17 protein-coding genes and 1 pseudogene are annotated in these 18,134 nt (G+C 71.1%); 10 read left to right on the top strand and 8 right to left on the bottom strand.

The window, feature by feature from the left end; genetic code table 11:
• Positions 1-23: 23 nt before the first annotated feature.
• Positions 24-2,171, top strand: coding sequence for a Tat pathway signal sequence domain protein (locus AV521_RS03815; RefSeq protein WP_256725417.1), 2,148 nt, complete (start codon positions 24-26; stop codon positions 2,169-2,171).
• Positions 2,172-2,276: 105 nt separating this feature from the next.
• Here AV521_RS03815 and AV521_RS03810 read toward each other — a convergent pair whose 3' ends face one another.
• Entirely contained in the window at positions 2,277-2,843 is a 567-nt protein-coding gene (locus AV521_RS03810) for a TetR/AcrR family transcriptional regulator (protein WP_076083172.1), read from the bottom strand.
• Positions 2,844-2,926: 83 nt separating this feature from the next.
• On the opposite strand from AV521_RS03810, the gene AV521_RS03805 reads away from it, so the two are divergent.
• Complete coding sequence (locus AV521_RS03805) at positions 2,927-3,850, top strand: SDR family oxidoreductase (protein WP_076083169.1); 924 nt, start codon at positions 2,927-2,929, stop codon at positions 3,848-3,850.
• Positions 3,851-4,125: 275 nt separating this feature from the next.
• On the opposite strand, the gene AV521_RS03800 is transcribed toward AV521_RS03805, so the two are convergent.
• The 3 genes from AV521_RS03800 to AV521_RS03790 form a co-directional block, all read right to left on the bottom strand.
• Entirely contained in the window at positions 4,126-4,662 is a 537-nt protein-coding gene (locus tag AV521_RS03800; protein WP_076083166.1) for a kinase, read from the bottom strand.
• 45 nt (positions 4,663-4,707) lie between these two features.
• The gene (locus AV521_RS03795; protein WP_076083163.1) at positions 4,708-5,547 is read right to left on the bottom strand and encodes an LLM class F420-dependent oxidoreductase; all 840 of its coding nucleotides are present in this window, start codon (positions 5,545-5,547) and stop codon (positions 4,708-4,710) included.
• A gap of 87 nt (positions 5,548-5,634) precedes the next feature.
• A complete protein-coding gene (locus tag AV521_RS03790) occupies positions 5,635-6,369 on the bottom strand; it encodes a MerR family DNA-binding transcriptional regulator (RefSeq protein ID WP_076083160.1) in 735 nt (244 codons plus the stop codon).
• A gap of 103 nt (positions 6,370-6,472) precedes the next feature.
• Here AV521_RS03790 and AV521_RS03785 point away from each other — a divergent pair, with 103 nt between their 5' ends.
• The 3 genes from AV521_RS03785 to AV521_RS03775 all read left to right on the top strand — a co-directional run bounded on the left by AV521_RS03785 (position 6,473) and on the right by AV521_RS03775 (position 9,994).
• Positions 6,473-7,636, top strand: coding sequence for an erythromycin esterase family protein (locus AV521_RS03785; RefSeq protein WP_076083157.1), 1,164 nt, complete (start codon positions 6,473-6,475; stop codon positions 7,634-7,636).
• Between the two features lie 103 nt (positions 7,637-7,739).
• Positions 7,740-8,138: an ACT domain-containing protein gene (locus AV521_RS03780; RefSeq protein ID WP_076083153.1), complete on the top strand. Its 399-nt coding sequence runs from the start codon at positions 7,740-7,742 to the stop codon at positions 8,136-8,138.
• 899 nt (positions 8,139-9,037) lie between these two features.
• A complete protein-coding gene (locus AV521_RS03775; RefSeq protein ID WP_076083150.1) occupies positions 9,038-9,994 on the top strand; it encodes a MerR family transcriptional regulator in 957 nt (318 codons plus the stop codon).
• Positions 9,995-10,048: 54 nt separating this feature from the next.
• Here the strand turns inward: AV521_RS03775 and AV521_RS52550 are convergent.
• Positions 10,049-11,043 (bottom strand): annotated as a pseudogene (locus AV521_RS52550) (alpha/beta fold hydrolase).
• Positions 11,044-11,332: 289 nt separating this feature from the next.
• Here AV521_RS52550 and AV521_RS03765 point away from each other — a divergent pair.
• The gene (locus AV521_RS03765) at positions 11,333-12,001 is read left to right on the top strand and encodes a hypothetical protein (RefSeq protein WP_076083144.1); all 669 of its coding nucleotides are present in this window, start codon (positions 11,333-11,335) and stop codon (positions 11,999-12,001) included.
• A gap of 194 nt (positions 12,002-12,195) precedes the next feature.
• Here the strand turns inward: AV521_RS03765 and AV521_RS03760 are convergent, their stop codons facing one another.
• Both AV521_RS03760 and AV521_RS03755 read right to left on the bottom strand, forming a co-directional pair.
• Positions 12,196-13,152 (bottom strand): hypothetical protein, encoded by a 957-nt coding sequence (locus tag AV521_RS03760; protein WP_076083141.1) that lies wholly within the window; start codon positions 13,150-13,152, stop codon positions 12,196-12,198.
• Positions 13,153-13,257: 105 nt separating this feature from the next.
• Complete coding sequence (locus AV521_RS03755; protein WP_107480790.1) at positions 13,258-14,442, bottom strand: MFS transporter; 1,185 nt, start codon at positions 14,440-14,442, stop codon at positions 13,258-13,260.
• Between the two features lie 56 nt (positions 14,443-14,498).
• Here AV521_RS03755 and AV521_RS03750 point away from each other — a divergent pair, with 56 nt between their 5' ends.
• The gene (locus AV521_RS03750) at positions 14,499-15,095 is read left to right on the top strand and encodes a CGNR zinc finger domain-containing protein (RefSeq protein ID WP_076083135.1); all 597 of its coding nucleotides are present in this window, start codon (positions 14,499-14,501) and stop codon (positions 15,093-15,095) included.
• A 232-nt stretch (positions 15,096-15,327) separates the two neighbouring features.
• Here the strand turns inward: AV521_RS03750 and AV521_RS50440 are convergent, their stop codons facing one another.
• The gene (locus AV521_RS50440; protein WP_256725415.1) at positions 15,328-15,978 is read right to left on the bottom strand and encodes a hypothetical protein; all 651 of its coding nucleotides are present in this window, start codon (positions 15,976-15,978) and stop codon (positions 15,328-15,330) included.
• 17 nt (positions 15,979-15,995) lie between these two features.
• On the opposite strand from AV521_RS50440, the gene AV521_RS03740 reads away from it, so the two are divergent.
• From AV521_RS03740 to AV521_RS03730, 3 genes are all read left to right on the top strand, one after another.
• Positions 15,996-16,358 (top strand): isoprenylcysteine carboxylmethyltransferase family protein, encoded by a 363-nt coding sequence (locus AV521_RS03740; RefSeq protein ID WP_079249098.1) that lies wholly within the window; start codon positions 15,996-15,998, stop codon positions 16,356-16,358.
• Positions 16,359-16,453: 95 nt separating this feature from the next.
• Complete coding sequence (locus tag AV521_RS03735) at positions 16,454-17,203, top strand: SDR family oxidoreductase (RefSeq protein WP_076083132.1); 750 nt, start codon at positions 16,454-16,456, stop codon at positions 17,201-17,203.
• Between the two features lie 335 nt (positions 17,204-17,538).
• Entirely contained in the window at positions 17,539-18,129 is a 591-nt protein-coding gene (locus AV521_RS03730; protein WP_076083129.1) for a YdeI family protein, read from the top strand.
• The last annotated feature ends 5 nt before the right edge of the window (positions 18,130-18,134 follow it).

The following is an 18,134-nucleotide window of genomic DNA, read 5'->3' as shown; positions in this document are numbered from 1 at the left end:
GTCCTTGGAGACTTCGCGACACCATGACCTCCGATCCGGCGTGGGACGGATTCCTGCGCGGCCAGGACCTGTTGTGGACCAGGCTGCCGACGCTGTGGTACGAGGGTCCATTCCTCGGGGACGGGCTGCTGGGCAGCATGGTGTACCGGGAGCCGGGCGCGAACCGGATCCGTTTCACCGTGCAGCACGGCCGCGTCCAGGACCATCGCCCGGAGTTCGGCAGCGGATGGGGCACCTGCCGGTTGCCGGTCGGGCATCTCACGCTGGATCCGGTCGGCACGATCACCGCCGTCGACTGGCGGCTGAGCCTGTGGAACGCCGAACTCACCGGGACCGTCACCACCACCGTGGGCACCCTCACCCTGTCCGCCCTCATCCACGACGAGGTCTTCGCCGCCCGGGTCACGGCCGCCGGCGGAGAGCAGGTCACCTGGACGTTCCACCCCGAGGAGGCCGTCAGCCCCCGCCGCATCAGCGAGGCCCCGCCCGCCGGCTACACCGCCAACCCACCCTGGACCACCCGCACCACCGCCGACGGCACCGCGCAGTTTCTGCAGCCCCTCACCGGCGGCGGTCAGACCGCGACCGCGTACCGCCGTACCGGCGACGACCTCCTGCTCAGCGTCGCGCACAGCTTCCCCTCCGGCACCGCCGCCGAGGCCGACTCGCTGGGCAACCTCCGGCGCGCGCCGTCGTACGCCGTCCTGCGGCGACGGCACACCGGCTGGTGGCACGCGTTGTACCGGAAGAGCTTCGTGTCATTCCCCGACCAGCGGCTGCAGAGCTTCCACTGGATCCAGCTGTACAAGGTCGCCTCGGCCGGCCGCGCGGGCGGCCCCGTGATGGCCACCTCCGGTCCATGGCTGGAGCCCACGCCCTGGCCCGCGGTCTGGTGGAACCTCAACGTCCAGCTGGAGTACTGGCTCATCCAGGGCTTCAACCACCCCGAACTCGACTCGCTCGCCACCACGGTGCGCCAGAACCAGGAGCAGCTCGCCGCCAACGTGCCCGCCGCCTACCGCTCGGACAGCTCCGGCATCGGCCGCAGCTCCGACATGTTCGCCAACCGGGGTGTGGGTGAGCCGGGCACGGGAGCCGAGACCGGCGACCTCACCTGGGCGCTGCACAACGTGTGGCTGTCGTACCGGCACTCCATGGACAAGGCCCTGCTCCGGGACACCATCTACCCCGTGCTGCGCCGGGCCATCAACTACTACCTGCACTTTCTCGCCCCGGGCGGCGACGGCAAGCTCCATCTGCCGAGCACGCTCTCACCCGAGTACCCCGTCGTGCCGCCCCAGGACACCAACTACGACCTGGCCCTGATCCGCTGGGGCTGCCAGACGCTCCTCGACTCGGCCGAACTACTGGGAATCGACGATGAGTTGAAGCCACGCTGGCAGGAGGTGCTGGCCCGGCTCACGCCCTACCCGGTCGACGACAACGGCTTCATGATCGGCGCCGACACCCCGTACGCACAGTCCCACCGGCACTACTCGCATCTGCTGATGGTGTACCCGCTCTACCTCGTCAACTGGGACCAGCCCGAAAGCCGCGACCTGATCACGAAGTCGGTGGCCCACTGGCACGCGCTGACCGGAGCCCACCGGGGCTACAGCTACACGGGCGCCGCGTCGATGTACGCGATGACCGGCGACGGCGACACGGCGATCGCGTATCTGCGGAAGTTCTTCGACCCGAGCACCCGCTTCCCCTGCCGCGCCAACACGCACTACACCGAGGCCGGCCCGGTCATCGAGACGCCACTGTCGGCCTCGCAGTCCCTGCACGACATGTTCTGCCAGAGCTGGGGCGGGGTCGTCCGTGTGTTCCCGGCCGTTCCGTCCGCCTGGGCGGACGTGACCCTGCACAACTTCCGTACGCAGGGCGCGTTCCTGGTCAGCGCCGTCCGCACGGCGGGAGCCACGCGATTCATCCGGGTCAGGAGCCTGGCGGGCGAGCCGCTCAAGCTCCGGCACGGACTGAGCGGGCCTCTCACCGTGCTGCTGGACGACGGCACTCCGGCCGGCACCCGGGACCTGGGCGAGGGCACCCTCGCCATCGACCTGCCCAAGGGCCGCGAGGTCCTCGTCCACTCCGGCTCCCGGCCCGACCTCGTCATCGCTCCCGTCGCCGTCGGCGATCCGGGGCCGGCGTGGGGCCTGCCGTAGCGGCCTCGCCGCGAACGAACGGCGGAACTGCCCTGCGGCGACAGGGCAGTTCGGCGCAGCCAGGAAGGATGGGGCCGCGTCGGCCGGACAAGCCCTGGGCGAGCCCTAGGCGCCCGAGGTCACGGCCTTGAGTTCGGCCAGTGACTCCCTTATCAGCTGCGGCATCGGGCGTTCCTCGTCCGGAGCGATCCAGCGCTCGAAGGCGATCTTGAAGACGGCGACCGCCGCCTCGGCGGCCAGGCTCGCGGCCGGTTCGGCGACACCGCGGCCGCGCAGGGTGCCGGTGAGCGCGGCCGCCAGCGAGGCGAGCTTGATCAGCTCGCGTTCCTGCAGTTCCGCATTGGCCGTGATCACGGCGTGCCGCCGGCGCGCGAACTCACGCCGGTCGGCGAACAACTCGGCGACGGCGTCCAGGCCGACCGTCAGCGCGTCCAGCGTCGCCACGGAATCCGGGGCGTCGGCGACCGACCGCACGAACAGTTCCTCCAGCTCACCGGAGCCGGCGAAGAGCACCTCGCGCTTGTCGGCGTAGTGCCGGAAGAAGGTCCGCTCCGTGAGCCCGGCCCGCTTGGCGATCTCGGCCACGGTGGTCTGCTCGTACCCGCGCTCGGCATAGAGCGCCAGCGCGGCCTTCGCCAGGCGTCCGCGCGCGTCCGGCTCCCATCTACCCATGCGGAGATCTTACGTGATGACAGGGACTGACATCGGGTGTACCGTCTACGACAGTGACTGACATCGACTCTCTGAGGTCTCCCATGCGCATCTTCGTCACCGGCGCCTCCGGCTGGATCGGATCCGCCCTCGTACCCCAGCTCATCGAAGCGGGACACCAGGTCGCCGGGCTCGCCCGCTCCGACGCCTCCGCCACCGCGCTCACCGCGGCGGGCGCCGAGGTCGTCCGCGGCACCGTCGACAACCTCGACATCCTGCGGGACGCGGCCGCCGCGTCGGACGGGGTGATCCACCTCGCCTTCAAACACGACACCGCCTTCAGCGGCGATTTCAAGGGCGCCGCCGAGGCCGACCGGCGCGCCGTCGACACTTTCGGCGAGGCGCTCGCCGGCACCGGCCGGCCCTTCGTCCTCGCCTCCGGCCTGGCCGGACTCGCCCCCGGTCGGGTGGCGACCGAGCGGGACATGCCCGCGCACTTCGACTCGCCGATCGCGATCCGGGCGACCACCGCACAGGAGGTGCTCTCGTTCGCCTCACGCGGCATCCGCTCGTCCGTGGTGCGGCTCTCGCCGACCTGCCACGGCGACGGAGACAACGGCTTCATGGCGATGCTGGTCGCCATCGCCCGCGCCAAAGGCGTCTCCGGCTACATCGGCGACGGCGCCAACCGCTGGCCGGCCGTCCACCGCCGCGACGCCGCGCGGCTGTTCCGCCTCGCGGCCGAGCAGGCCCCGGCCGGTTCGGTGCTGCACGGTGTCGCGGAGGAGGGCGTCACGATCCGTGACGTGGCCGAGGTGATCGGCCGGCATCTCGATGTGCCGGTGGTCTCCGTGGCTCCGGAGGCGGCGCCTGAGCACTTCACCTGGCTGGCCGACTTCCTCGGCATCGACGTCCCGGCATCGAGCACCCTGACCCGCGAACTGCTGGGCTGGACGCCGACCCACCCGGATCTCCTCGAAGACCTGGACAAGGGGCACTACTTCACCGTTCCGGCCACCGGCGCCTGACGGGATCCCGGCTGGAGGGCCGGCGCGAATGGGTACCTCCAGCCGGGGCCAGCGGTACAGCAGCGGACAGCCTTCCAGGGGACCGGGTGCTCTGCGGCCGGACGCGGGCGGTCGGTACATCGCCGGGCTCGGCGCCCGGGCCGTGGACGCCGATCGCCAGGGGCCCGCATCAGGGCGGGTCCCGGCGACTCGGCCCGGTCCCCCGCCGGACACACACCGTACGGGCATGTGCCCGTGAGAGATCGGGCCGGGCCGTGCCGACCACGCGGGCTGTGTCAGATGTCCAGCGGCGGAAGGCCGGCCAGCCCCGTGTCGCGCATGATGTGGTCGACCGTCTCCGTCAGCGAGCTGTCGGCGCCGATGACCGTCTCCACTCCCCCGGGCAGCAGGTCACGCCTCCGGTACCAGTCCCGCAGGTCGGCCTCGCCCACATGGCCGGCGAACGACTTGGTCGCATGGCGGGCGAGGGTCTCGTCGAACGGCACATCGAGGTAGTAACCGTGGGTCGGCCCCCGGTGGTCGACGCGCAGCCGGGCGAGCATGTCGCCGTAGCGGTCGGCGTACAGGATGCCCTCCACCAGCACGTGATAGCCGGCGTCCAGGGCGTACCGGGCGACGGTGTCGATCAGGCCGATGTTCGCCGCACCCGGCAGGTCCCGCTCCCGCAGTACGATCCGGCGCAGATGGTCCTGCTCCACCAGGGCGAGTCCACGGCCGAAACGGTCACGGACACCGGCCGCGACGGACGACTTGCCCGAGGCGCTGTTGCCACGCAGCACCACCAGCCGGGTCTGTTCGGTACCGACTCTCATCCGGCGCAGAGTACCGGCCCCCCGATCTCTCCGAAGCCCTCCCGCTCACGAAACCGTCGCCAGCTCGTGGGCCAGGGACTCCAGAACCTGGGGTGAGTACGGCAACGGAAGGTGGACGATCGCCAGTTCGGCGCCCTCCGCGGCGAAGGAGGCGGCGCTCGCGGCCGTTTCGGCGGGGTCGCCGGTGTGCCGGACCTGGGCCGACAGACGGATCTCCGCAGGGTCGCGCCCGATGCGGCCACAGTGCTCGGACAGCACCTGGCGTGCCCTGCGGAACGGGGCGGGCGTTCCGGTGTCGAAGTTCCAGTGCTGGGCGAACCGCGCGACGGTCCGCAGCGTGCGCTTCTCCCCGCTGCCGCCGATGCACAGCGGCGGATGAGGGCGCTGGACGGGCCTCGGGTTGCAGCGTGCGTCCGTCAGCTCGTAGTACGCGCCCTTGAAGGTGGTGGTCTGCTCCGGGCCGAGCAGGCCGGTGAGCACGGCGCAGGCCTCCTCGAAGCGGTCGCTGCGTTGCCGCGGTGTGCCCAGCTCGATGCCGTAGGCACGGGACTCCTCTTCGTTCCAGCCTGTTCCGATGCCGAGTTCCAGCCGGCCGTGGGAGATGACGTCGAGGGTCGCGGCCATGTTGGCGAGGACCGCCGGGTGCCGATAGTGGATACCGGTGACCAGCGTGCCCAGGCGCAGGCGCCGGGTGGCCTGGGCCAGTGCGGCCAGAGTGATCCAGCCCTCCAGGCGCGGGGTGGTCGGGCTGGTGCCGTGCATGGCCTGGAAGTGGTCGGAGGTCCATCCGGACTCGAAGATCTCGATCTCGTCGCCCGCCCGCCACACGTCGAGCATGGCCTCCCATGCGGTGCCCTGCGGCGATGTCTTGAAAGCGAAGCGCATCGCATCAACTTGGCTCAGTGGTAAGGGGGTTCGGTTGGCTGTGGCCGCGATGGTGACGTCCCGCCGCCACAGCACCTGCCGTATGACTCAGCGGGGGTCGGTCCGGTTGTCGGTGTCGAGGTGCTTCAGGTACGCGCTGAGGTGCGTGGCCGCGTGCAGCATGGCGCGGCCCTGCGTGGTGAGTTTGCGCTGCCAGGCGTCCAGAGAGGCGGCGAGGGCGTCCGTGCCGCCGGCCGTGCGGACCTGCTGGACCACGGTGGCGATGTGGTCGAGCGGATAGCCCCCGCGTCGCAGGAGGTGCGCCAGCTCGGCGTCACGGATGTCGTCGGCGTGGAAGACACGGTATCCGGTGGCCCGGTCCCGGGCGGGCGAGAGGATGCCCGCGTTTTCCCAGTTGCGCAGGGTCGCCGGCGTGACACCGAGTTGGTGCGCGAGTTCGCCGACGGTGCGGGTCCCCGCGTCCGGGGCCGGGACCGGGGCGACCTCGGACTCCGCCGTCAGGTGCCGCACCGCTGTGCGCACGGCATCGAGAGTGTCCCGGTCGCGCAACAGCTGACTGTGCCCGCGGTCGATGAGCGTCAGGGCCTCGTCGAGGTCGTCCCGGTGGAGTGCGGTCATGATCTGGCCGCCGGCCGCGTAGCCGTACGCCGGGACGAGCGAGAGGTAGGCGCGGAGGGCGGCCGCGTGCACCTCGGTGTAGATCCGGTAGCCGCTGGGGGTGCGCTCGGCGGGCGGGATGAATCCGTGCCGCTCGTAGTTGCGCACCGCCTGGGTCGAGATGCCGTGCCCGCGCGCGAGGTCGGTCGGTCGCAAGGTGATCACCGGTTGAGACTTTACCGCAGGCCTGTTCCTCGGAGTGGCTGCATCTGCGCACTGTGGCCGCTGCAAAGTCTCAACTGATCTTTCAAGGATACGATTGAGGTTCATGAGTCAGGACATACGCGACTTCGTGACCCCGTCATGCGATCTCTTGGCGCTGGGTGAGCCGACACATCAGGAACCGGCCTTCGGCCGGGTACGGAACGAACTGTTCGCCCAGCTGGTCGAGCACGGCTTCCGCTCCATCGCCCACGAGATCGACCGCGTGGCCGCCCTCGCCGTGAACGACTACGTCCAGGAGGGAACCGGCAGCCTGGACACGGTCATGCGCGAAGGCTTCCCCCACGGCTGGGGAGGCCAGGACGCCAACCGGCGGCTGGTCAGCTGGATGCGCGAGTACAACGAGGACCGGCCGCCGAGGCAGCGACTGGCCTTCCACGGCTTCGACGCGCCGACGGAGAACACCAGCGCACCCAGCCCGCGGCCCTATCTGGAACACGCCCGGGACTATCTGGCACTCGACCTCGACATCGCGGGCCTCACCGGCGACGACGCCCGTTGGAGCCGCGAGGAGGCGGTCCTGGACGCCGCGATGTCGCCCGGCGCCTCGGCCGAGGCCGAGCGGCTGCGGTCGCTCGCCGACGACATGCTCAACGCGCTGTACTCACGGGCCCCGGAACTGATCGCGGCGACCTCCCGCGACGCGTGGTTCAGGGCCCGGACCCACCTCACCGCCGGCCTCGGCCTGCTGCGCTACCACAAGCAGTCCGCACAGCCCCTCGAAGCAAGCCTCCGGATAGCCGGTCTGCTCGCCGCCCGGGACGCGCTCATGGCCCAGAACCTCTTGGACATCCGCAGCATCGAGCAAGCTCGGGGCGCGACCCTGGTCTTCGCGCACAACCTCCATCTGCAACGGAACCTGTGCATCTGGCGCCTGGGCGACCTGGCCGCCGACTGGTCCGGCGCCGGTGCCGTCGTGGGCTCCCTGCTGGGCGAGCGGTACGTCTGTGTCATCGGCAGCCTGGGCCGCAGCGAGGCCCTCGGGCTGCGCGACCCGGCTCCGGACACCTACGAGGACCGCCTCCAGCGCCGTATCACCACATGGGGCCTGGAAGCGGCCACCGCGGTCACGACGTCCACCAGGGCCCCCGCCGCCCGCACACGGACGGACACCCACCCCAGGCAGGGCTATTTCCCGCTCGACCGGGCCACGCTCGACGCGGTGGACGCGGTCCTGCACCTCAGCGACGGCACGACCGCGCGCACCTGACGGCGGCGCGGAGGCCAGGCCCGATGTGAGCCGCCGGGCCACACACGTGAACGTCACCGCTCGCCTCCGAGGCGGGCGGCCCGGTGGCCCGTAGTCTGGGTCCGTGACCGGCGAGACTGATCTGCACACACTGCTCCGCGGCATGCGTCCGGAGCTGAATCCGGGCCGCTATGTCTTCACCATGGCCGAGGGCGGCGTGCCGTCCGGTGTCACCCCCGTGGTGACGGTCGCCGAGCAGGAGGGCCTGACCCTCGTCGTGCCGCAGGCGGAGGCGGACGGGGCGGGGATGGCGTACGACTATGTCGCCGCGTGGATCACCTTGCGGGTGCACTCCGCGCTGGCCGCGGTGGGGCTGACAGCCGCGGTCTCCCGCGCCCTCGCCGACGCGGGCCTGAGCTGCAATGTCGTCGCCGGCTTCCACCACGACCACCTCTTCGTGCCCCACGAGCAGGCCGAGCGGGCCGTGGATGTCCTCCAGCGACTGGCGCGCGACTCCTCCTGACCGGGCCACCCGGGCCGGTGCGGCCGAGGCAGGGCAGCTCGGCAGGACCGCCGGCATGTCCCGCACACGCTCTGCCGGGTCCCCTCCGCACGCCGTGGTGCGGGCGACCGGGTTCCGATGAGCCGCATCAGCCACTCGGTCACCGTCACGTCCGTGCCCCGGCCCTGGTTCGCGCTGTACGCGTGCGTGTCCGAGGCGGACAGAACCGGGAACGCGAGCAGGTGCGGATCATCGAGTGGCGCTGGGGCAGCGACCCGTCGGTCCGCCTGGAACACATGAGCGGAGACGAGGGCACGGTCACGGCACTGGCGGGCACGCGCCACGCTGTCGGCCGCCCGAGTTGTCGGCCGCCCGACAGCCGCCGAACTACGCGGGTCCGTACGGTTTCTCGGCCGCCGGGAGCCTCTGCGGCGAGCGCACGGTGAGGCCGGTGTCGATCTGCTCGCATGGTGGCAGGCGGCCCCGGGGCGGAGATTCTCCGGTACTCCGTTCGAGGCGTGGGTCGGGCACCGGTGCGCGGAGGGACCCCGCGTGCCGTGCCCCGGCCGCGCGGGTACGGGCGTCGGGGGATGCAGTTCGCCCTGTCTCCGTGGCCGCTCAGTCCTTCGCCCCGCAGCCGCCGTCGGCCTCCTGTTCCTCCGAAGACGGCTGCGCGAGGCATTCGCATGCGCCACGGACAGGTTCGCCCAGGAGTGGAACAGAGACCGTCCCGAAGACCATGGCCCAGGACATGGGCCGGCTCCGCGAACGAATCCCGGACACGGCCGCCGCGCCACCGGAGAAGACACGCCCCTGACAGCACGCCCGGCGGACGGACATGCCTCGGCCACCTGGCCGCCTCGCAACGGCTTGACCTTGCCCCCGAGGGCAGGGTTTAGCGTCTGAGCGAGGTGAACGGCATGAGGATCAGCGAGCTGGCACGTCAGGCCGGCGTGACGACCAAAGCGGTGCGGTACTACGAGTCGCTGGGGTTGATCACACCCGAGCGCCTCCCCAACGGCTACCGGAACTACGACGAGGACGACGTACGCCTCGTACAGGAGATCAGGACACTGCACCGGCTGGGCATCCCCGTCGAGCGCACCCGGCCCTTTCTCAAGTGCCTGGCGGCCGGACGCGAGTACGCCGACGACTGTCCCGCCTCGCTGGCGAGCTACCGCGAGGCCATCGACGAGCTGACCGGGCGGATCGAGGCGCTGAGCGCCCGCCGCGCGACGCTGATCGCCAACCTCGACGCCGCCGCCCACCGGGGCAGCGGCGTCGTACCGCCCGAGAAGAAGGACACAGAAGCCATGGACTATCTGACACTGCCCGCGGACCTGCCGGTCCCCGGGGACGACGGCGCGGCGGACCATCTGCCGGGCACGGAGGTACCGGGTCTCGCCCTGCTCGACACGGCGGGGCGTACGGTGTGCCTGGACGGGTTGGGCCCGCGCCGCACGGTCGTCTATGTCTACCCCCTCACGGGTCGGCCCGGCACCGACCTGCCGGAGGGCTGGAACTCCATTCCCGGTGCCCGGGGCTGCACTCCCGAGTCATGCGGTTTCCGCGACCACTTCCAGGACCTCCTCGAAGCCGGTGCCGGCCGTGTCTACGGGCTGTCCAGCCAGGGCACCGGCTACCAACGCGAGGTCGTGGAACGCCTCTCGCTGCCCTTCGACATGCTCTCCGACCCCGGTCTCGGCCTTGCCGACGCGCTCGGACTGCCTGCGTTCGAGGTCGAAGGGATGCGTCTGTTCAAGCGGTTGACGCTCGTCCTCCGCGCGGGTGTGATCGAGCATGTCTTCTACCCGGTCTTCCCGCCGAACGAGCACGCCGAGCAGGTCCTGGCCTGGCTGCGCGAACACCCTCTGTAGAAACGGTGCCGGCGCACGCCGCCGGCTGGTCCTCGCGCACGCCGGCCGACGGCGTCAGGGCACATGTGTGGCCGCTCCGTGCAGGAACTCGACGGTGGTTGCCATGAACCGGTCCGCGTCGTCCAGCCACGGGCAGTGTCCGGCTTCAGGTTGTACGACGAGGTGGGCGCCCGGAAAGAAGGCGGTGAACTCGGCCGTCGTGGGCGCAGGCGCACCCACGTCGACCTCACCGGCGAGCAGGAGCACCGGTGCCGCGAAGCGGGCGAGCGCGGTGCGGTCGGCCTCGGGACCGAACGCGCCGTCGGCGCCGAACGCGGCCACGACATCCCGGTTCACCTGCTCGCCCTCCGCCGCCTTGTGGGCCTGGGCCACCTCGTCCCAACGGCTGTAGAAGAACGGCGCGATGGCCCGGAACTTCTCGATCGTGGCCGCGCCCGCGCCGATCGCCTCCAGAGCCGCGAACGCCGCAGGAAACCATGGCTCGTCCCGGCGCGGCAGTACGGTCTCGCGCCGGAGCCGGTCGGTGATGGTCAGGCCGACGGCTCTGACGCCGGGCGTGATGAGCGCGCGCCTGTCGACGCGTTCGGGGTGACGGCTCAGATACCGCACGGCCGGATTGGCTCCTGCGCTGTGCACTAGCAGGTCCACGTGGTCCAAGGCCCAGGTCCTGTCGTCGAACTCCCCTCGTCCGCCCGAAGGGCGGGCCGCGCGGCGTCAGGTGCGTGCTGTCGGTGTGGCGAGCCGGGGGCGCCTCCCACGCCCTTGAGGCAGTGCGGGAGGGAGTTTGACGACTGGGCCGGGGGGCGGCGCGGGGTCTCCGCGTCGTCGACGAGCCGGTCACAGCGGCAGGAGGCGAGGTCCTTCGGAACGGCGGACCAGCCGGTGCCCCGCAGGTCCAGCCTGATCAGCTTTCGGTGCGCGGACAGGCCGCCAAGGTCGCCGACGTGGGTCGACTGCTGCGGTCCGCCGGGCAGGCACACCAGTGGCTTTCTCTCCCGGGAGGCACGGTAGGCCAGTTCGGCGCCGTCGTACGAGATGAATGACCCCATGGCCGCATTCTGCGTGCGGTGCCATGTCCTGGCCATCGGTTCGGCCGTGCCTCGATCTCGTGTGGGTGTTGCCGATTGCGGTGGCAGCCTGGGCTCTTACCACGCGTTTACCCACGCAACGCACAGGATTCAGTGAGTAGAAACAGGTCCGTCCATCCGTATCATCCATGTGTCGGGACATCTCGCAGGACAACTCCCGTTCTGCCGGGGAACCCGACCACAACTCCCGCTCCTCACTTGCCGCAACCGCAGGCGAAGGGGCGCACCACAGTCACGATCGGAGCGACAGATGCCTGAGCCAACCACTCCCGTCACCGAGTTGACCTCTCAGTACGTCAGCCAGGTGACCAACGACCTTGAGCGCAACGTCAAGGAACAGGAACGCATCACCGACGAAATCGCCACCCTGCAGGATCAGTTGGCCGCGCTGCAGCACGACCACACGATTCTCGTGAGCATGCAGGAGGCGCTCGGCGTCGTGACCTCGGTGGGCGCACCTGCCACCACCGAGGCCCCCGTGGTTCCCGCCCCGCGGACGCAGTCCCCCAGCGCGTCCGACACCACGTCCGACACCGCGTCCCGCCCGCGCCGCGCGCCGAAGAAGGCGACCGCGGAGCAGTCCGAGCCCAAGAAGCGGTCCGCCAAGAAGCCGTCTACGGCCAAGCCGGCGGCGAAGACGTCGGCCGGTCAGACGGCTCAGCCCACGCTTGTCGAACTCGTCCGCCGCCATCTCTCGGAACAGCAGGAGCCCCGCTCCGCGGCCGAGGTCTCGGAGGCGCTCGGCAAGGCGCATCCCGACCGGGAGATCCAGACCAAGGTCATCCGCACCACTCTGGAGAACCTCGTGGCCCGCAACAGCGCCCAGCGCACCAAGCAGGGCTCGTCCGTCTTCTACACCCTTCCCATCGCGTCGGAGCCGGCGAAGGCGGAGGAGTCCCAGCCGGGCGCCAGCGAGTGAGCCGTGGCCACATCGCCCCGTCCTGACCGTGCCGGGCGCCGGAGGGCTGTTCCAGTCCGCTCGGGGCCGGTCCCGGCCGGCACCGGCGGGTGTCGCCGAGTCCCGGACGGGGCTCGTCCGGTGCGGTCGTGTGCCCTGCGCCATCGTCGGTGACCGACTGAAGTGACGCAGTGCCAGAGACAGCCCTCCACGGCTCACCGGCCCATGGTGACCTTCTGCCGCGTCTCCTCGAACTCCGTCACCGGGTCACCGCCGGTCCGCCAGGGCCACGCGGTGACGATGCCGCCCACTGCCTCGAAGACGGAACGGGCCTCGCCACGCCGGTCCGCGGCCACCAGCGCGTAGGCGAGCAGGTTGAGGTCGGCGAGCGCCTTGGCGTGCCGGAGAAACCCCGCCTGGCTCCAGGTGTGCGCCGCGCGGTCGAGGGCCTGTGCGGCCATTTCCTGGGCCCAGTGGTTGCGCGCGACCAGTGCCTCGAATCCGCCGCGGCCGAGGATGGCGTGGTACTGGAGGATCTGAGCGGTGAGTTCGGTCCCCACACACGGCGCGTTGGCGGGCATGCGGGCGCGCAGGGTGTCCACGAACTCCAGGATCTGGACACGCGAGCCCGCCTCTTCCGGGCTGAGGTAGTTCAGCATGCTCAGGTAGGCCTCGCGGTTCCAGCGATCGCGTACGAGGATCTCGTTCCACACCCCGAAGACCTGGGACTGCTCCCGGCGTTCCAGGCGTGCCACCGCGAGGAGGGCCACCCACGGGGTGGGGTCCTCCGGGGCGAGTTCGGCGGCCCGCAGACAGGCGTCGACGGTGCCGGCCGAGTCTTCCAGGCGCCCCTGGCCGCGGGCCTGTGCGACCTGGGTCCAGGCGTGCAGGACGAGTGCGTCCGCGCTGCGCGGCTCACGCGTGACCCAGGCCCGCGACAGATGCGAGCCGGCGAGGTATCCCGCCAGGACATCCATCCGATGCGTCCGGCGGTCCCAGTCGCCCGGGTCCTGCTCCAGGAGGCGGGACATCTGCGCCACACACAGCTCGGTGGTCGCGATGGTGCCGGTCCTGGCGGTCGCCACAAGCGACTTCAGCAGCCTGCCCAGATGCTGGTCGTCCAGCTCCGGAGCAAGGCGGGCCCGCTTGCGGCGACTTGAAAGAAATGCCATGTCAGGAGGCTAGAACGGATCGGCGAGCACACAAGAGCTAGGCCGAGATCGTTATGGTTTACACGTATCATCACGCATCTGTCCCGACCGACACCAAGGTGTGCGTCAGTCCGGCAGTACCGATTCCTCCGGCAGCCCGACGGCGTCCAGGGGCACGGCGAGGAAGGCCGGCGCCGCGAGGGCCGCGACACCGGCCGCCGTGGCCAGTGTGGCGGGCAGCGACCAGGTGGCGAGCGGCCCGGCGATCGCCGCACCGGATGCGAAGCCAGTGATCTTCAGGCTGGCGCCGGTGGTGAAGATCTGGCCGCGCAGGTGCTCAGGAGCCTCGCGATGGCGTACCGCGAACAAGGCCGTGAGCTGCGGTCCTTCCCCGATTCCAGCCAGCAGCAGGGCCAGGAAGAGCACGGCTGGGCGTCCTGTTGCCGCCAGGGCGAGCGCGGCGGCCTGGACCAGGGCGGCGCCCCAGATGATCGAGTCAGGGGTGAGGGTCTGCGGAAACCGCGCGAGTACGGCGTTGGCCACGAGGGCGGAGGCCGCCGCACAGGACAGCAGCAGCGCGCCGCGGCCCGGCCCGCCGAGGACACGGTCACCCAGCAGCGGCACGCAGGCCGTCAGCATGCCCTGCGCCACACAGCACACAACGGAGGCCAGGGTCGCCCGCGCCAGCCGGGGTTTTCCGGCGATGACCCGCATTCCGGCAGCGAGGTCGCCGGTCAGCGAACCCCGCCGCGCGTCCCACGCCCGCACGGGACGCCCCGGCAGCATCCACGCGGCGGGCGCCGCCGAGCCGATCAGCGCCGCCGACACCACGACGGCTGCCGATGCGCCCAGCGTCTGGGCCAGGCCGCCCGCCAGGACCGGACCGGCCAGGCCCGCCATGCCGAAGGTCATGGCATCGAGGGCGTTGGCCCGTGACAGCCGCTCCGCCGGCACCACCCGCGGCAACTGGCCCGTCCAGCCACCCGACAGCGCCGACCCCGGCAGCCCGGTCAGTACGGCGATCAGGACGGTGACGGCGAACGGAAGGCGACCGAGGCCGACGAGGATCACCGCGAGGCCAATCGCGTACAGGACGAGCGCCGCCGCGAGCAGCCGTCCGGGCCGGCGCTGCCTGTCGAGCACCGCTCCGAGCACCGGGCCCCCCGCCGCCGCCGCGGCCGTGATGCCCGCGAGCAGTACCGAGGCCTCGGCGGCCGACCCGGCGACGGCGTACCCAGCCAGCATCAGCGCCGGTCCCGACGCCTCGTCCCCGACGCGTGCCATCACCGTCCCGAGGGCATAGGAGGCCATCGCGTAACTTTTTCTCACCCAAGTGACGTTACGGAGGTAACTCAAAAACTCGCAATATGCGTTACATTGCGCTGATGTCCTCCCCCGACCACCCCGACGGCGACTGGTCCACGCGGCACTCCGTCCTGACCATGGCCCGCCGCACCGCCGCCCTGGTCAACGCCCTCGCCGAGGCCCACGCCGACCCCGGCCACGTGACGGAGGTGCTTCGCGAGTACGGCGAGCGAGGCCCCCTCGACCTCACCTCCCGCGATGTCACGCGGATGCGTGACGCCGCCGACCAGCTCCGCGAGGTCTTCACCGCCGAGCACGTCGACGAGGCCGCCGTCGCCCTCAACCGCCTGCTGCGCACCCACACCGGACCACTCCGCCTCACCTCACACGGCGGAGGCACGCCCTGGCACCCCCACCTCGACCACGATGACAACGCCCCCTGGGACGAGTGGTTCCTCGCCTCGTCCTGCCTGGCACTGACCGTCCTCGTCTGGGACCGCCAGCTCCCGCCCGGCAGAATCTGCGCATCGCCGACCTGCCGTAACGTCTTCATCACCCAGGGGCCCGGGCCCGAACGCCGCTACTGCTCCCGGCGTTGCGCAACCCGCGAGCGCGTCGCGGCCCATCGCCGAGCTCGCTCCGCGGAGTCGCCTGGGTGACCGCGGAATCGCCCGGCTGACCGGCGCGCGCCCACACCACGGCCGTCGTCACGGCGGCGCGCGGGCGAGCCACTCCGGCTGGTGATGCTCTACTCCCTGTGCGGCGCTCATGCGTCACAGGTAGCCATCGACCTCCATCGCTCCCCCCGGCACCACCCCTTCCGCCCCGCACACCACATGAGGCCTTCCGCCCCCAGCCCGTCCGGGGACACAGACCCCGTCGGCCCGCCTGCTATGAGCTGCTGCCCTCGCAGACCGACCAGACCTCCCGGAGCAGGGCCGGGTAGTCCTCGCCGTATGTGGCGATGCCCGCGTACACCGCGTCCAGGGCCGCCTGCAGTGGGTAGGGCTCGGCAGCGCCGAACAGTGCGGGGAGGGCCATGTCCGGTTGGGAGAAGGGCAGGGCGGGATCCGGCTCGCCGATGGTGACCCGCAGGGTGTATCCCGTTGCTCCGGTGGGCTCGGGTTTCGGCGGTTCGGCCGGCGCCGGCGACGCCTGCACCCACTCGGCCGCGGGGCCCGCGACCAGTGTGGTCGGGTCGGGCACGGGAATCGGCACGGAGACCTCGCCCTGGGCGAGCGGCGTCTCGAAGGGCGGGCGCTCGGGCGGGACGGCCCGGCGGACCGTCCTGTCCGGGATCCGTGGGTCGGCGTCGAGGGCTCGCCATGCAGGGCCCTCGTCATCGAGCGGCGGCGGCAGCACCCGTCCCTCCGTGACGGCGGTGAGTCCCGCGGCGATCCAGTCCAGCTCCGCCAGACCGGCCGCATCGCACGCGCGGCGCACGGCCAGCACGGCCACCGCCCGCTGGGTGGCGGGACCGGCCGCGTCCATGGCATGCACGAGCGCCGCGTCGAAGCGGAGCAGTCTCCTTCGGCCAAGCATCGATAGGCCCGCTGACCATGGCGGTGCGCTGGCTCGGTGTCGCCGTACTGGCCGGCGGACTGGCCCTGCGTGCCTGGGGCATGCGCACGCTGGCCCAGTACTACACCCGCACACTGCGGACGGTCGCGGATCAGCGCGTGGTGCAGGAGGGCCCGTACAGACTCATCCGCCATCCCGGATACTGCGGCAGCCTGTTGGTGTGGATCGGGTATTCGCTGGGCCTGGGCAGCTGGCCGGCGGCGCTGATCGTGACACCGCTGCTGACGGCCGCCCATGTCTGGCGCATCAGCGCCGAGGAACGCCTGCTCATAGCCGCCTTCGGTCCCGCGTACACGGACTATCGCGGCAGAACGAGGCGCCTGGTGCCCTTCGTCTACTGACAGCCGCCGTGGCCCATGTCCCCTCCTCTTTCCCCCGCAAGGTCGAGGTCCGTTCGCCGCCGGTGTTCCTCGGGCCTCGCCGGTGAGATGGAGGCATGACTTCACAGGCAAACCTGAAGGGCAAGAAGGCACTCGTCACCGGCGGCAGCCGGGGCATCGGTGCGGCGACGGCACTGCGACTGGCACAGGAGGGTGCCGATGTGGCCGTGACCTATGTGCACGGAAAGGAGGCTGCGGAGGAGGTGGTACGGGCCGTCGAGGCGCTGGGGCGGCGGGCGGTGGCCCTGCGCGCCGACGCGGCGGACGCCGAGGAAGCGGCGGGTGCGGTGGGCCGTGCGGACGAGGCCCTCGGGGGCCTGGACATCCTTGTGAACAACGCGGCCGTCGGGCTGATGCAGCCCTTGGAGAACATGTCGCTTGCCGACGTGGACCACGTGATCGCCGTGAACGTACGGGGGATGTTCCTGGCCGCCCAGGCCGCTGCCGCACTCATGGCGCCGGGCGGGCGAATCATCACCGTCGGCAGCTGCGTCACCCATCACACACCGGGCCCCGGCGCCACGCTCTACGCGATGAGCAAGTCGGCGGTCGTCGGGCTGACGAAGGCGCTGGCCCGGGAGCTGGGCGTACGCGGGATCACGGCGAACATCGTGCACCCGGGTCCGACCGACACCGACATGAACCCCGCGGACGGGCCCTTCGCGTCCGGCCAGGCGGCCATGACCGCCCTGGGCCGCTTCGGCACGGCCGAGGAGGTGGCGTCCGCGGTGGCCTATCTGGCGGGACCGGAAACGGTGTATGTGACGGGCGCGGAACTCTCGGTGGACGGGGGGTACGCGGCGTGAGTGAGTCGGGCGGCGGGTGAGTGGGGGCGGGGTGAGTCACCGAGGCGGGGTGTGAAGTGAGCGAGGCGCGGCGTGTTGTGGTCGCGGTGCACGGTCCTCTCCCACCGTCGGCGCGGGACTCGGGGCGGCCGTGCGGACGCTCACACCGAGGGAGACGCCGAGGCAGACATTGCCCAGCCACGTGCCGACCGATGACTCGCGACGCGCCGCGCCGGCGGTCACTCGTCGGTGCGGCCTCCACCCGGGGATGTCCGTCGGAATCGGTCATGCCTGCTGATCGGACCTGCCGCAGGGATGGATTGACCCCACCACCGGCATGGGTTTTGATGAACCGCATGTCGGGTGATGCGGGGATCGGGGCCGATCCGGTGCTGGCCTTCGCCACGCAGGAGGCGTGGGAGACGTGGCTGGAGGAGCATCCTGCCGATGTGCGCGGGGTCTGGCTGAAGATCCCCAAGAAAGACTCCGGTATCGACGGCGTCGACTACGCGGCGGCGCTGGAGTCGGCGCTCTGCTTCGGCTGGATCGACGGGCAGAAGAAGAAGCTGGACGAGCAGTACTGGCTGCAGCGGTTCACCCCGCGTCGGCCGGGCAGCAAGTGGTCGAAGGTGAACCGGCAGAAGGCGACCGAGCTCGCGGAGCAGGGCCGGATGCGGCCGGCCGGTCTGCGGGAGGTGGAGAGGGCCAAGGCGGACGGGCGCTGGGAGGCGGCGTATGCCAATCAGCGCACGGCCACGGTGCCCGACGACCTCCGAGCGGCCCTGGACGCCTCTCCTACGGCGGCGGACTTCTTCGCCACGCTCGACAGCCGCAACCGGTACGCGATCCTCTACCGGATCCAGGACGCCAAGAAGCCGCAGACCCGGGCAGCCCGCATCGAGAAGTTCGTCGCCATGCTCGCCGCGCAGCAGAAGATCTACCCCTGATCTTC

Source organism: Streptomyces sp. IMTB 2501, from assembly GCF_001953885.1.
Classification (GTDB): Bacteria; Actinomycetota; Actinomycetes; order Streptomycetales; family Streptomycetaceae; genus Streptomyces.
This window is presented reverse-complemented; position numbering and strand designations above follow the sequence as displayed.